This is a genomic window from Bradyrhizobium sp. LA2.1 (assembly GCF_040547725.1).
In the GTDB taxonomy this organism is placed as follows: domain Bacteria; phylum Pseudomonadota; class Alphaproteobacteria; order Rhizobiales; family Xanthobacteraceae; genus Bradyrhizobium; species Bradyrhizobium barranii.
Map to the genome: position 1 here is coordinate 118604 of NZ_JBEPQI010000009.1, position 12548 is coordinate 131151.

The following is a 12548-nucleotide window of genomic DNA, read 5'->3' on the forward strand; positions in this document are numbered from 1 at the left end:
ATATCGAACCGGCCCTCGGCCTGCTCACTGGATGCGCGAAACCGGCCTGAATCGTCAGGCGGCCTCGCGCTCCGCAAAGACCCGGTCGATCAATCCCCATTCGACCCCTTGCTGCGCGGTCATGAAGTGGTCGCGGTCCAGGGTCCGTTCCACCTCCGCGTCGGTGCGCCCGCAATGCTGCGCGTAGAGCCGGGTGATGCGCCGCTTGGTCTCCTGCATTTCGTTGGCATGGATCAGGATGTCGGACGCCTGGCCCTGGAAGCCGCCGAGCGGCTGATGCACGTGAAGGCTCGCATTGGGCAGCGCGGCGCGGTGACCCGGCTCGCCGGCCATCAGCAGGAACGAGCCCATCGAGCGCGCGGTGCCCATGCACAGCGTATGAACCGGCGCCTTGATGAACTGCATGGTGTCGTACATGGCGAGACCAGAGGTGACCACGCCGCCATAGGAGTTGATGTAGAGATTGATCGGCCTGTTCGGATTCTCCGCCTCCAGGAACAACAATTGCGCGCACACCAGTCCGGACATCGCATCATTGACCTCGCCGTTGAGGAAGATGATGCGTTCGCGCAGGAGTCGCGAATAGATGTCGAAGGATCGCTCGCCGCGGGCGGATTGTTCGACGACCATAGGGACGAGCTGAAGCATGTCGCGCATTGGCGACCTCCATGTTTGCAGGTGACGAAGTCTTGTTGGTGTTTAAGCCGCCGCGCGCATCAGGCAGCAATTGCTGTTGGCCGGCTGCGGCAGCTTTGTTTGCTCTTCGCAGGCTTGCTGGATGATGCGGAAGCGTGTGCCGCCGTCCTCGTTCGGCTCGATCCGGAAGATGACGTGGCTCTCGCGAAACGGCGGCTCTGAATCGCGAAGTCGGTAGCGCACCTCTTCGCCTGCGATCGTTGATTCAGGCTCGGCGCCTGCAAGGTCGCAATCCGGCAACCAGCGCTCGCGCAAGGCCGGAATGGTCACGGCGCGCCAGACCTTTGCTGGCGGCGCATCGAAATCATATTCAAGTACCAGGGCTTCGTCGGGACGATCAGGCTTCGCGGCGTCGCTCATTGATCCCAGTCCTTATTGATCCATGTCCTTGAGGAGATCGGCGAGTGCTTCCATGCGCTTCGGCCAGTAGGCACGGTAGCGCGCAAGCCATGTGCCGATGGCCACGATTCCGTCCGGGTCGACTTCGTAGTTCACGAAGCGGCCCTGCCGCTGTTCGCGCACGAGGCCTGCCGCGCGCAGCACCGAAAGATGCTGCGATATCGCCGGCTGGCTGATCTCCAAACCGTCGCGCAAAGCGCTGGCATTCAGGCTTCCGCCGGCGAGCTTCTCAAAGACTTTTCGGCGCGTCGGGTCGGCCAGTGCCTTGAAGATGTCGGCTTCGATCATGCCAACACATAAGCATTTACTTATGTGTTGCGCAAGCCCCGATTACTGAAGCGCTTCTCCGTGCTGCGAAATATCCAGCCCCTCGAGCTCGTGCTCACGGGATACGCGCAGGGGCACGAACAGGGAGACCAGCTTGAGCAGGACGAAACTCACGCCGGCCGCCCAGACGAAGGTGACGGCGACCCCGTAGAGCTGGATCAGCAATTGCTGCGGATGGCCCTCGATCAGGCCGGCGGTGCCGCCGATCGCGCTGGTCGCGAACACACCGGCCAGCAGCGTGCCGGTCAGGCCGCCGATGCCGTGGACGCCGAACACGTCGAGGGAATCGTCATAGTTGAAGCGGTGCTTGAGCCAGGTGCAGGCCCAGTAGCAGACCGCGCCGGCGACGATGCCGATGACGATGCCATGCCAGGGCGCAACGAAGCCCGAGGCCGGCGTGATCGTGCCGAGCCCCGCGACCGCGCCGGAGATCATGCCGAGCACCGAAGGCTTGCGCCGGGTCGACCATTCGATCGCGCCCCAGGTCAGCGCGCCGGAGCAGGCCGCAAGATGCGTCGCGATGATCGCGAGCACCGCGCGCGAATTGGCCGCGCCCGCCGAGCCGCCGTTGAAGCCGAACCAGCCGACCCACAACAGGCCGGTGCCCATCACCGCGAGCGACAGATCGAATGGCGACAGATTTTCGGTGCCGTAGCCGTGGCGGCGGCCCATCACCTTGGCGGCGACGAGGCCGGCGGTGCCGGCCGACAGATGCACGACGAGGCCGCCGGCGAAATCCAGCACGCCCATGCTGGCGAGGAAGCCGCCGCCCCACACCCAATGCGCCAGCGGAATGTAGACGAAGATGAACCAGGCGACCGAGAACACCAGATAGGCGGAGAATCGCATCCGGTCGGCGACCGAGCCCGCGACCAGCGCCACCGTGATGATGGCAAAGGTCATCTGGTACAGCATGAACAGCGCTTCCGGGATCGTCTTCGCCGCCGGGTTGACGCTGTCCATCGTCATGCCCGCGAGGAACCAGCGGTCGAGCGTTCCGATCCACGGCCCGTCGCCGACGAAGCACAGCGAATAGCCGAACGCCACCCAGAGGATCGAGATCATCGTCACCGCGGCGAGGCTCTGCGCCATGGTGGCGAGCACGTTCTTCTTGCGCACCATGCCGGAATAGAACAGCGCCAAGCCGGGGATCGTCATCATCAGCACCAGCGCGGTGGCGACGATCATCCAGGCGGTGTCGGCGGTGTTGATCTCGGAATTCGCGGCCTGCGCAGGCGCGGCAATGATCGACATAAATCCGGCCGGCGCAGCCATAGCAGCTGCGCGGCGCAACAATCCCGCCATGTCATTCCCCCCGGCATCAATTGGCGTCGCACGCTGTGGCGTCGTTGCCCGGTGCGATCGAAGAAGGATCAAAGCGTTTTCGAGCGAAGTGGATACCGTTTCGCGTGAAGAAAACGCGTCAAAACGAAAAGCCTTAAAGCGCGTCGCTGTCGGTTTCGCCGGTGCGGATGCGCAGCGCGTGGTCGATCGGCGTGACGAAGATCTTGCCGTCGCCGATCTGGCCGGTGCGCGCCGTCGCGGTGATCACGGCGACCGCCTTGTCGGCGACGTCGGAGGCGACCGCGATCTCGATCCGCAGCTTCGGCAGGAAGTTCACGACATATTCCGCGCCGCGATAGATCTCGGTATGACCCTTCTGGCGGCCGTAGCCTTTCACCTCGGTCACGGTCATGCCGTGGACGCCGATCGCGGTCAGCGCCTGGCGGACTTCATCGAGCTTGAAGGGTTTGATGATCGCGACGACGAGTTTCATGGTCAGGCCTATTCCCCGGGGATGCGCCACGCCGTATGTCCCCGGCGCAGCGTCAATCTGGCATCTTTCCGGGCAAATGGCATAAAAAACTTGCAGACTGAAGCGGAAAAACGTTTGGCCATGTGAACCGCCGCCTCTGTACAGGGCATCCGTTCATCCTTCACAATGCGTTTTTGGCATGGATGCGGTGAACCGAAGCGTCCCGGCCGGTACAAAAGTATGTTTGAGGGGGACGCTTCATGGCGAGTTGGTTCTACGCATCCGAGGGCAAGCAACAGGGACCCTATCCGGAAGGGCAATTCCGCGACCTGGTCGCGCAGGGAGTTGTGCGCCCGGATACGCTGGTGTGGTCCGAGGGCATGGCCGGCTGGCAGAAGGCCGCCGAAATTCCCGGCCTGATCGGCGGTGGCGGTGCGCCCCCGATGATGCCGGCCGGCGGTCCGCCGATGATGGGCTCCGGTGGTTACGCTGGCGCCGGCTACGCTGGTGGTGGCGGTGGCAGCGGAGGAGCGCTATCGGTCGATTTCGGCATCCTCGAGTTCACCTGGCGCAGCATCGTGATGCTGATCGGCATGTGCCTCATCATTCCGGTGCCGTGGGTGTTCGTCTGGTACACGAAATGGATCGTGTCCTGCGTGAAGGTGCCCGGCCGGCCCAATCTCAGCTTCACCGGCAATGCGATGACGCTGGTGCCCTGGTTCTTCGGCTTCATCGTCCTGGCGATCGCGATCGGCGTCATCGGCAGTGCGCTGCTCAGCAATCTGCTGTTCATCGCGCAGATCGTGCTCTACTGGCTGCTGATCAAATGGATGGTCGCGAACCTCGCCTCCAACGAGCAGCCGCTCGGGCTCAGCTTCTCCGGCTCAGCTTGGGCCTATATCGGCTGGAATCTGTTGTTCGCGATCTCGATCATCACGATCATCGGCTGGGCCTGGGTCGCCGCGGCGCAGATGCGCTGGTTCTGCCGCAGCATCGAAGGCACGCGCCGTGAGATCGTGTTCAAGGGCAGCGGTCTCGGCATTCTCTGGCGCGGCATCGTCGCCGCGATCCTGTCCAGCCTCATCATCCCGATCCCGTGGGTGTATCGCTGGATCATGAACTGGTTCGCGTCGCAGACCGAGCTCGCGCCGCGCGGGTCGCTCGGAGCTTGATCGCAAATCCCAGGCGCGACGAACTCGCGCCTGGGCTCTAGGACTTGCGCTCGCGCACAGAACCTTCCTGCGCGACGGAGGCGACCAGCGTGCCGTCGGGCTTGAAGATCGAGCCGCGGGTCAAGCCGCGGCCGCCTCGTGCGTTCGGCGAATCCTGCGCGTAGAGCAGCCATTCGTCGGCGCGGAACGGGCGGTGAAACCACATCGCGTGGTCGAGGCTCGCCGGCATCATGCGCTTGTCGAACAGCGTGCGGCCGTAGCGCGCCATGATCGCGTCGAGCAGCGAAAAATCCGAGGCATAGGCCAGCGCGCACATGTGCAGCGCCGGATCGTCCGGCAACTTCGCCGCGGTCCTGATCCAGACGTGAATGCGGCCGTCCTCGATCTTCTGGCCGAAATAACGGCCGAGCTCGACCGGGCGCAACTCGATCGGACGATCGGACTCGTAATAGCGGCGGATGAACTCCGGCATCTCCTTGAACATCGGCTGCTTCGCCACCTCCTCCGCCGTCAGCTTCTCCGGTGGCGGCACGTCGGGCATCTTGTCCTGATGATCGAACGCGCTCTCCTCATCGGTGTGGAACGACACCATGATCGAGAAGATCGCGTTGCCGTGCTGGATCGCGGTGACGCGGCGGGTCGAATAGCTCTTGCCGTCGCGCAGGCGCTCGACCTGGTAGATGATCGGGATCTGCGGATCGCCCGGCAGGATGAAATAGCAATGCAGCGAATGCGGCAGCCGGCCCTCGACCGTGCGGCAGGCCGCAACCATCGCCTGCCCGATCACCTGGCCGCCGAACACCCGCTGCCAGCTCGTCTTCGGGCTGTTGCCGCGGAACAGATTCACCTCGAGCTGTTCGAGGTCGAGAATCGAGATCAGGTCGATCAGGCCTTTGGACATGATGGTGCTTTCGAAGGATCTCGTCATTCCCGGGCATCGCGACAGCGATGACCCCGGAATGACGAGCCGATAACCTCTGGATTCCGGGTTCGCGCCTGTGCGCGCTCCGGAATGACGGAATGAGGCAGTTCCGCCCTTGTTTCACCGCACTGTTTCGCCCACCTCAAGTCTGCTAGCAAGGCCTGGAAAAGCCGAAGTGTGAGCCAGGAATTTGGTATGCCGGTACAGGGTAGCATTGTCATTGGTGGCGGCGCGTTTGCCGGCCTCGCGCTGGCCCTGGCGTTGCGCCAGGGGCTCGGGCCCGAGATTCCCGTCATCGTCGCCGACCCCGCGCTCGCGACCCGTCCGAGCCGCGACCCGCGCGCGACCGCGATCGTGGCCGCCTGCCGCCGCCTGTTCGAGGCCATCGGCGCCTGGGACGCCGTCAGGGGCGAGGCGCAGCCGATCCTCGACATGGTCGTCACCGATTCAAAGCTGGAAGACGCCACCCGTCCGGTTTTTCTGAACTTTGCCGGCGATGTCGCGCCCGGCGAGCCGTTTGCGCATATGGTCGAGAACCGCCGTTTGATAGACGCGCTGGTGGTGCGGGCCGAAGCCGAGGGCATCGATCTCCGCGCCACGACGGTCGCGTCCTATGACGCGCGCCCGGAAGGCGTCGACGTGACGCTTGGCGACGGCAGCGTGATTGCGGCAAGCCTGCTGGTCGCCGCCGATGGCGCGCGGTCGAAACTGCGTGAGCGCGCCGGTATCGTCACCCATGGCTGGGAGTACGATCAGTCCGGCATCGTCGTCACCGTCGGCCATGAGCGCGATCACGACGGCCGCGCCGAGGAGCACTTCCTGCCGGCGGGTCCCTTCGCGATTCTGCCGCTCTCCGGAAAACGATCCTCGCTGGTGTGGACCGAGCGCCGCAGCGAGGCCGCGCGCATCATCGCGTTGAGCGACGAGGAGTTCCACGGCGAGCTCGAGCGCCGGTTCGGCCTGCATCTCGGCGAGGTCAAGGCGCTCGACAAGCCGCGCGCGTTCCCGCTGTCCTATTTCGTGGCGCGCTCCTTCATCGCCGAGCGTCTCGCGCTGGTCGGCGATTCCGCGCATGTCATCCACCCGATCGCGGGCCAGGGCCTCAACATGGGGCTGAAGGATGTCGCAGCACTGGCCGAAGTCGTGGTCGATGCCGCGCGGCTCGGCATGGATCTCGGCGGTGCCGACGTGCTCGAACGTTACCAGCGCTGGCGCCGCTTCGACACCATGGCGATGGGCCTTGCCACCAACTCGCTGAACTTCCTGTTCTCCAACCAGTCGACGCTGCTGCGCACGGTGCGCGACATCGGCCTCGGCCTCGTCGACCGCGCCCCGCCGCTGAAGAACCTCTTCATCCGCCAGGCCGCCGGTTTGACCGGTGAGATCCCGCGGTTGCTGAAGGGCGAGGCGTTGTAGGAGTTCGCGCTGCGTCTTCGTAGCCCGGATGGAGCGCAGCGCAATCCGGGGCCGCCGTATCGTCAGCGCGAAGTCCCGGATTTCGCTGCGCTCCATCCGGGCTACAAGAACCTCAATCGATCTTGCGCGCCTCTTCCGGCAGCATGATCGGGATGCCGTCGCGGATCGGGTAGGCCAGCTTGGCGCTGCGCGAGATCAGCTCCTGCTTTGCGGAATCGAACTCCAGCGGACCCTTGGTCAGCGGGCAGACCAGGATCTCCAGCAATTTGGGATCGACGCTGGTTTCGGGGCGTTCGGTGGGAGCGTTCATTGGGGTCTCCGAAGATCGCTTGCCTCTAGCACAGAAAATCGCGGTCGCCCATTGCGCCAACAGAGCGTTTTCGAGCGAAGTGGGTACCGGTTCGCATAAAGAAAACGCGTCAAAACAAGAATCTAGGCAGAGACCATCCGCATGATCTCGTCGAGCAGGCCCTGCAGCCGTGCCGCCGGCACCGGCGTGCCCGACAAGGCAAAGCCCAGGAATGTCCAGTACAGGATCTGCGCGCGCGCCGGCGCCTTCGCTGGCTCAAGCCCCCGCATCGCAAGCAGCGTCTCGATATAGTCGATCCTGCGGCGGTCGATCGCGCGGACCGCGCCTTGCGCGGCCGCATCGAACGCCGCCCAGCTGCGCACGGCGCGCTCCAGGTCGAGCCGGGCGCCAAAGGATCTCCGCAGCAGCGCCTTCAGCGGCTCGTCGCCGGCGGCCTCGACGTCGGCGATGATCTGTTCGGCCGCGATCTCGCGCCAGCGCTTCAGGACAGCGGCGTGGAACGCGCCGAGATCGGCGAAGTGCCAATAGAAGCTGCCGCGCGAGACGCCCATGGCCCTTGCGAGCGGATCGGCTTTCAGGGCCGTGAAGCCGTTCCTGGCCAGCGCCTTCAGGCCCTGCTTGATCCAGTCGTCGGCGGAGAGTTGTTCGGTCATGACCGGTTCCGGAAAATTGGCCATACACTAGTGTATTGACAGGCGGCGGGCCAGCGCCTATCTCACCATACACAACTGTACGGACGAAGCTTCAGGGAGCTGTGCCGATGCGTGATCTCTTGCTCCAGTGCTCCGGCGTCGTGGCCATTGCCGTAGCCCTCATCCATGGCGTTCTCGGCGAGACCAAGGTCTTTGCCCGCGCCCGCATCGAGCCGGAACGGCTCCGCACCCTGATTCGCCTGGTCTGGCAGGCCTCGACCGTCGCCTGGATCGGTGGTGGTGTGCTCCTGATCGCGGCGCCCTGGATGGACTCGGAGCTGGCGCGCCGCTGGATCGTCGTCACCATGGTCTGTGTGTTCGGTTTCTCGGCTGTCGCCAACGCGTGGGCCACGCGCGGCCGGCATTTCGGCTGGATGGCGCTCAGTGCCGTCGTTGCGATGGCGGTTGCCGGCTATTGAGGTGCCGCGCCCAGAATGCCGGCCGTCAAACCGTGAGGCGTAAGGCCGCAGCGGCCGCTCAAATGCCTGCTGCCTACGGAGCCAACTGATCTTTTCCGGATCGTTAGAATAACTCTAAAGCCATCCGCGTCCAAACCGGATTGACTTCATCATCGCCTTTGCTTCCCTCGCTCCCGCTTCGCGCCACGCGCGCACACGACAGAGGAGGAGACGTTCGTGAAGGTCATTCGTGTTGTTGCAATTGCACTGACGGTCGGCATGGGTATGAGCTCGGCGGCCATGGCCGACGGGTTCAAGGATTGCACCAAGCTCGACAAGGCGTCGTGGAAGCCGGCCGCCGAAGCCGAAGCCAAGGCCAAGGCGCTGGGTTACGAAGTGCGGCGCTCCAAGATCGAAGGCTCGTGCTATGAGGTCTACGGCGTCAAGGAAGGCAAGCTCTACGAGCTGTTCTACAGCCCGGAAGATCTTAGCCTGAAGAAGACGGTTGCCAAGTAAGGTTTCAAGCAAGGGCTTGAGCAAGGCTTGAGGATAGTCACGGCTTGATCGACGAAGCGGTGCCAGAAACGCGCGGGGCGTCCGACGGGACCCCCGCGGATCGAACGGCTTCGCGGACGGTCGCAGTCTGGGACCTCCCGCTACGCCTCTGGCACTGGGCCCTCGCGGTCAGCATCTTGGCCGCGTGGTTCACGCCCACCGTCTACGATACCCTTCACCGCATCGTCGGCTATACGGTGCTCGGGCTTCTCGCCTTCCGCCTGGTCTGGGGTTTTTGGGGAAGCCGCTATTCGCGCTTCCGCATGGTCGGCGTCCGGCTTCGGGTCGCGCCACACTATCTCTGGAATCTACGCCGCGGCATGACCGGCCGCTATATCGGCCTCAATCCAGCCGGCACCTTGATGCTGGTAGCGCTGCTGCTGGCGATCGCCATCTCGGCCATCACGGGGGCGATGTCGGTGACCGTCACCTTCTTCGGCCTGTGGTGGGTCGAGGATACCCACGCGATAGCATCCGACGCCGTCATCGTGCTGGCCGTGGTACACGTGCTGGGCGTCGTGCTGATGGGGCTTCTCCAGCGCGAGAACCTGATCCGCGCGATGTTCACCGGACGCAAGCGCATCCGCCATCATCAATAGGGTTTTTGAGGCGGCGCTCTCTCCTCGTCATGGCCGGGCTTGTCCCGGCCATCCACGTTCTTTTGTGCCTCTCAGACGTGGATGCCCGGGTCATCGGCGAGCGAAGCGACGCCGTCCTTCGGACGGCTATGCCCGGGCATGACGGAGCGTGACGCGGCAGCGCGCCCCTCACTGCAATGGCGGATCGCCGCTGGTGCGCTTCTTGGCGAGATCCATCTCGGTCACCGCGATCAGGATTTCGGCGCGGGTCTTCAAATCCGGCGCCTCCAGCATGGCCTGCTTTTCCGCGGGGCCATAGGGCGACATCATCGCCAGCGCGTTGACGAGCGCTTCGTTGGGCGCGCTCTCGACGCCTTCCCAGTCGACCTTGAGATTGTTGGCCTTCAGGAAATCCGCCAGCACGGTCAGCAGCGCCTCGCGATCGACCTCGTCCTCGCCCATGCGCGCGGTGAAGTCGTCGAGGAAGGTGAAGAAGTCCACCTTGCACTGGCGGTAGGCGGTCAGCACTTCGAGCTCCTTGACCACCTTGAAGCGCGAGACGCCGGTGAGCTCGAGGAGGTAGCGGCCGTCGCCGGATTCGGCGAGCTGGGTGATGCGGCCGACGCAGCCGACGCGGAACAGCGCCGGCCTGTCGGAATTCTTCGGCGAGTGCGCGACGTCGGGCTGGATCATGCCGATCAGGCGATGGCCGTCGCGCAAGGAATCGTCGACCATCGAAAGGTAGCGCGGCTCGAAGATGTTGAGCGGCATCTGGCCGCGCGGCAGCAAAAGCGCGCCCGGCAGCGGAAATACCGGAACGATCTCCGGCAGGTCGGCGGGGCCGCGATATTCGATGTTGATCGGCATCTGGACCCCGCTAGACTCGCTAGAGCATGATCCGGAAAAGTGTGAAGCGGCTTTCCGACAAGATCATGCTCCAACAATAACCCTTACGAAAACAGGATCGTCGACAAGCGCTTTCGTCCCTCGACGGTAGCATCATCCGTGCCACCCCAGGCCTCGAAGAATTGCACGAGCTGCTTGCGGGCGCCGTCGTCGTTCCACTTGCGGTCGCGCTTGATGATCGCCAGCAACTGCTCGGTGGCCGCCGCCCGGTTGCCTTGCGCATTCAGCGCGGTCGCAAGGTCGAAGCGAGCCTGGTGATCGAGCGGGTTTGCGGCGACTTTCTGTTCCAGCTCGGCCACCGGCCCCAGCTGCTCCGCCTGCTCGGCGAGATCGATCGCGGTCTGCACGGCCTTCACGGCAGGGTCGTTGCGCTTGGATTCCGGCACCATCGCCAGCGTCTGCTTGGCCTGCTCCATCGCGCCCGAGACGGCATAGCATTTCGCGAGTCCGGCAAGGGCCGCGATGTTGGTCGAATCGTGCTGCAGCACCTCGGCATAGATCTGCGCGGCGGCGGCGGCGTCCCCCTCGGCGAGCACCGCCTCGGCCTCTTGCAGGATCTCGGCGATATTGGGCTCGCCCGGCGCCGTCACGCCCTTGGTCACCTTTTCAATGAAGGCGTTGACCTGGCTCTCCGGCACTGCGCCCATGAAGCCGTCGGCCGGCTGGCCGTTGACGAAGGCGATCACGGCCGGGATCGACTGGATGCCCATCTGGCCAGGGATCGCCGGATGCTGGTCGATGTTCATCTTGACCAGCTTGACCTTGCCCTTGGCCGCCTTGACCGCCTTTTCCAGCACGGGCGTGAGCTGCTTGCAGGGGCCGCACCACTCCGCCCAGAAGTCGATCAGCACCGGCTGGCGCTTCGATTCCTCGATGACGTCCTTCACGAAGGTCTGGGTGGTGGTGTCCTTGATCAGATCGGCCGCGGCCGCGCCCGCCGCTCCGTTACCCTGGTCGATGATCGTCACGGGATCCCCTCGTCTGATGTCTGGAATGGCGGCTCTTTAGCACGTCGCCAAGTCATATGCTTCGTTGTCGGCTCCTAGATTGGGCCGAATGGGCCGAATTTCAATCCATCAGGGCCGATTCGCCGGTTCCGGGGCGCTTTCGGGCGATTTGGCCGCATTCGGGGTCCATATGGGCCCTTCAATTGCGAATCTATGCTGCCGGTAGCTGTTGCATTCGCCGCCCGCTTTTGGCATACGACAGCCGTTGCCGGCGCGTCACGCGACCGACACAGGATGCGGGTGTAGCTCAGTGGTAGAGCACGACCTTGCCAAGGTCGGGGTCGAGGGTTCGAGCCCCTTCGCCCGCTCCAATTTTTCCCAAAGCATCCAGCCAAACCGGGTCGGGCCGTGGTTTTCCACGCCGCTGGCGGCTGTATTGGGTCTCAAATGACAATTCTGGTTACGGGCAGCGCGGGCCACCTTGGGGAGGCCGTTCTCCGTATGCTCCGGGGACGCAGTTTCCCCGCGCGCGGAATCGATCTGAAGCCATCGCCCTTCACCGATGCCGTGAGCTCGATCGTCGATTCCGACTTCGTGCGGCGGCAGATGGAGGGCGTCAGCGCCGTCATTCACACGGCAACGCTGCACAAGCCGCATGTGGCGACCCACGGCAAGCAGGATTTCGTCGACACCAACGTCACCGGCACGCTCAATCTGCTCGAGGCGGCCGTAGCCGCCGGCGTGCGCAGCTTCGTCTTCACCAGCACCACCAGCGCATTCGGCTCGCAGCTTCGACCCGAGGCCGGACAGGCCGCGGTGTGGGTCACCGAGGATCTGGCGCCGGTGCCGAAGAACATCTACGGCACGACGAAGCTGATGGCGGAGACTCTGTGCGAGCTGTTCTTTCTCGAGCGCGGCCTGCCTGTCGTGATCTTGAGGACCTCGCGCTTCTTCCCTGAAGACGATGACGATCCGGCGATGCGATCGGCTTACCCGCTGGACAACGCACAGGCCAACGAGCTGCTCTATAGACGGCTGGATATAGCGGATGCGGCGAGCGCCCATCTGCTCGCCGTCGAGCGTGCGCCGAAGATCGGTTTTGCCCGTTACATCATCTCCGCCACGAGCCCGTTCGAACACCGTCATCTCGCGGCGCTCGCGCGCGACGCGGCCGGTGTCGTGTGCGAGCTCTACACGGATTGCGCGCAGCTCTATGCGGCGCGCGGATGGCGGCTATTCCCCGAGATCGACCGCGTCTATGTCAACGACCGTGCGCGGCACGAGCTGGGCTGGCGGCCCGAATTCGACTTCGCGCATGTCCTGAACAGCCTGCGCGAGGGCACGGATTTTCGCAGCACGCTGGCACGCGAGATCGGGTCGAAAGGCTATCACGACACAGTATTCGACGACGGACCCTATCCCGTCGCCTCGTAATCGCCGTCTTTGCCGTTTTGCTCGACGCATCAAATGTCTG

General features: G+C 64.2%; 16 protein-coding genes and 1 tRNA gene. 7 read left to right on the forward strand and 10 right to left on the reverse strand.

Features of this window, described 5'->3' with window-relative positions; translation table 11 throughout:
- Positions 1–54: 54 nt before the first annotated feature.
- The 5 genes from ABIB95_RS19420 to ABIB95_RS19440 form a co-directional block, all read right to left on the reverse strand.
- Positions 55–657 (reverse strand): ATP-dependent Clp protease proteolytic subunit, encoded by a 603-nt coding sequence (locus tag ABIB95_RS19420; protein WP_354241289.1) that lies wholly within the window; start codon positions 655–657, stop codon positions 55–57.
- Positions 658–699: 42 nt separating this feature from the next.
- The gene (locus ABIB95_RS19425) at positions 700–1056 is read right to left on the reverse strand and encodes an SRPBCC family protein (RefSeq protein WP_354241291.1); all 357 of its coding nucleotides are present in this window, start codon (positions 1054–1056) and stop codon (positions 700–702) included.
- Between the two features lie 12 nt (positions 1057–1068).
- Positions 1069–1383, reverse strand: coding sequence for an ArsR/SmtB family transcription factor (locus tag ABIB95_RS19430; protein ID WP_354241293.1), 315 nt, complete (start codon positions 1381–1383; stop codon positions 1069–1071).
- A 42-nt stretch (positions 1384–1425) separates the two neighbouring features.
- On the reverse strand, positions 1426–2727 hold the full coding sequence (locus tag ABIB95_RS19435) for an ammonium transporter (protein ID WP_135213951.1): 1302 nt from the start codon (positions 2725–2727) through the stop codon (positions 1426–1428).
- 133 nt (positions 2728–2860) lie between these two features.
- Positions 2861–3199 (reverse strand): P-II family nitrogen regulator, encoded by a 339-nt coding sequence (locus ABIB95_RS19440; protein ID WP_008142802.1) that lies wholly within the window; start codon positions 3197–3199, stop codon positions 2861–2863.
- A gap of 239 nt (positions 3200–3438) precedes the next feature.
- Here ABIB95_RS19440 and ABIB95_RS19445 point away from each other — a divergent pair, with 239 nt between their 5' ends.
- The gene (locus ABIB95_RS19445; protein WP_063980297.1) at positions 3439–4350 is read left to right on the forward strand and encodes a DUF4339 domain-containing protein; all 912 of its coding nucleotides are present in this window, start codon (positions 3439–3441) and stop codon (positions 4348–4350) included.
- Positions 4351–4387: 37 nt separating this feature from the next.
- On the opposite strand, the gene tesB is transcribed toward ABIB95_RS19445, so the two are convergent.
- A complete protein-coding gene (tesB, locus tag ABIB95_RS19450; protein ID WP_071917022.1) occupies positions 4388–5251 on the reverse strand; it encodes an acyl-CoA thioesterase II in 864 nt (287 codons plus the stop codon).
- Between the two features lie 216 nt (positions 5252–5467).
- On the opposite strand from tesB, the gene ABIB95_RS19455 reads away from it, so the two are divergent.
- Positions 5468–6688: a ubiquinone biosynthesis hydroxylase gene (locus ABIB95_RS19455; protein WP_259260257.1), complete on the forward strand. Its 1221-nt coding sequence runs from the start codon at positions 5468–5470 to the stop codon at positions 6686–6688.
- 112 nt (positions 6689–6800) lie between these two features.
- On the opposite strand, the gene ABIB95_RS19460 is transcribed toward ABIB95_RS19455, so the two are convergent.
- The gene (locus ABIB95_RS19460) at positions 6801–6998 is read right to left on the reverse strand and encodes a Trm112 family protein (protein WP_011083431.1); all 198 of its coding nucleotides are present in this window, start codon (positions 6996–6998) and stop codon (positions 6801–6803) included.
- A gap of 122 nt (positions 6999–7120) precedes the next feature.
- Positions 7121–7651: a TetR/AcrR family transcriptional regulator gene (locus ABIB95_RS19465; RefSeq protein ID WP_354241296.1), complete on the reverse strand. Its 531-nt coding sequence runs from the start codon at positions 7649–7651 to the stop codon at positions 7121–7123.
- 107 nt (positions 7652–7758) lie between these two features.
- On the opposite strand from ABIB95_RS19465, the gene ABIB95_RS19470 reads away from it, so the two are divergent.
- The 3 genes from ABIB95_RS19470 to ABIB95_RS19480 all read left to right on the forward strand — a co-directional run bounded on the left by ABIB95_RS19470 (position 7759) and on the right by ABIB95_RS19480 (position 9242).
- Positions 7759–8109, forward strand: a complete 351-nt coding sequence (locus ABIB95_RS19470; RefSeq protein ID WP_071908737.1) for a hypothetical protein — start codon at positions 7759–7761, stop codon at positions 8107–8109.
- A 216-nt stretch (positions 8110–8325) separates the two neighbouring features.
- The gene (locus ABIB95_RS19475) at positions 8326–8604 is read left to right on the forward strand and encodes a PepSY domain-containing protein (protein ID WP_028150199.1); all 279 of its coding nucleotides are present in this window, start codon (positions 8326–8328) and stop codon (positions 8602–8604) included.
- Between the two features lie 44 nt (positions 8605–8648).
- Complete coding sequence (locus tag ABIB95_RS19480; RefSeq protein ID WP_085403061.1) at positions 8649–9242, forward strand: cytochrome b/b6 domain-containing protein; 594 nt, start codon at positions 8649–8651, stop codon at positions 9240–9242.
- Positions 9243–9410: 168 nt separating this feature from the next.
- On the opposite strand, the gene ABIB95_RS19485 is transcribed toward ABIB95_RS19480, so the two are convergent.
- Both ABIB95_RS19485 and trxA read right to left on the reverse strand, forming a co-directional pair.
- The gene (locus tag ABIB95_RS19485; RefSeq protein WP_085403060.1) at positions 9411–10088 is read right to left on the reverse strand and encodes an LON peptidase substrate-binding domain-containing protein; all 678 of its coding nucleotides are present in this window, start codon (positions 10086–10088) and stop codon (positions 9411–9413) included.
- Positions 10089–10171: 83 nt separating this feature from the next.
- Positions 10172–11095 (reverse strand): thioredoxin, encoded by a 924-nt coding sequence (gene trxA, locus ABIB95_RS19490; protein WP_063980302.1) that lies wholly within the window; start codon positions 11093–11095, stop codon positions 10172–10174.
- Positions 11096–11370: 275 nt separating this feature from the next.
- On the opposite strand from trxA, the gene ABIB95_RS19495 reads away from it, so the two are divergent.
- Positions 11371–11445, forward strand: a tRNA-Gly gene (locus ABIB95_RS19495).
- A gap of 76 nt (positions 11446–11521) precedes the next feature.
- Positions 11522–12508 (forward strand): NAD-dependent epimerase/dehydratase family protein, encoded by a 987-nt coding sequence (locus ABIB95_RS19500; RefSeq protein ID WP_354241299.1) that lies wholly within the window; start codon positions 11522–11524, stop codon positions 12506–12508.
- Positions 12509–12548: the final 40 nt, after the last annotated feature.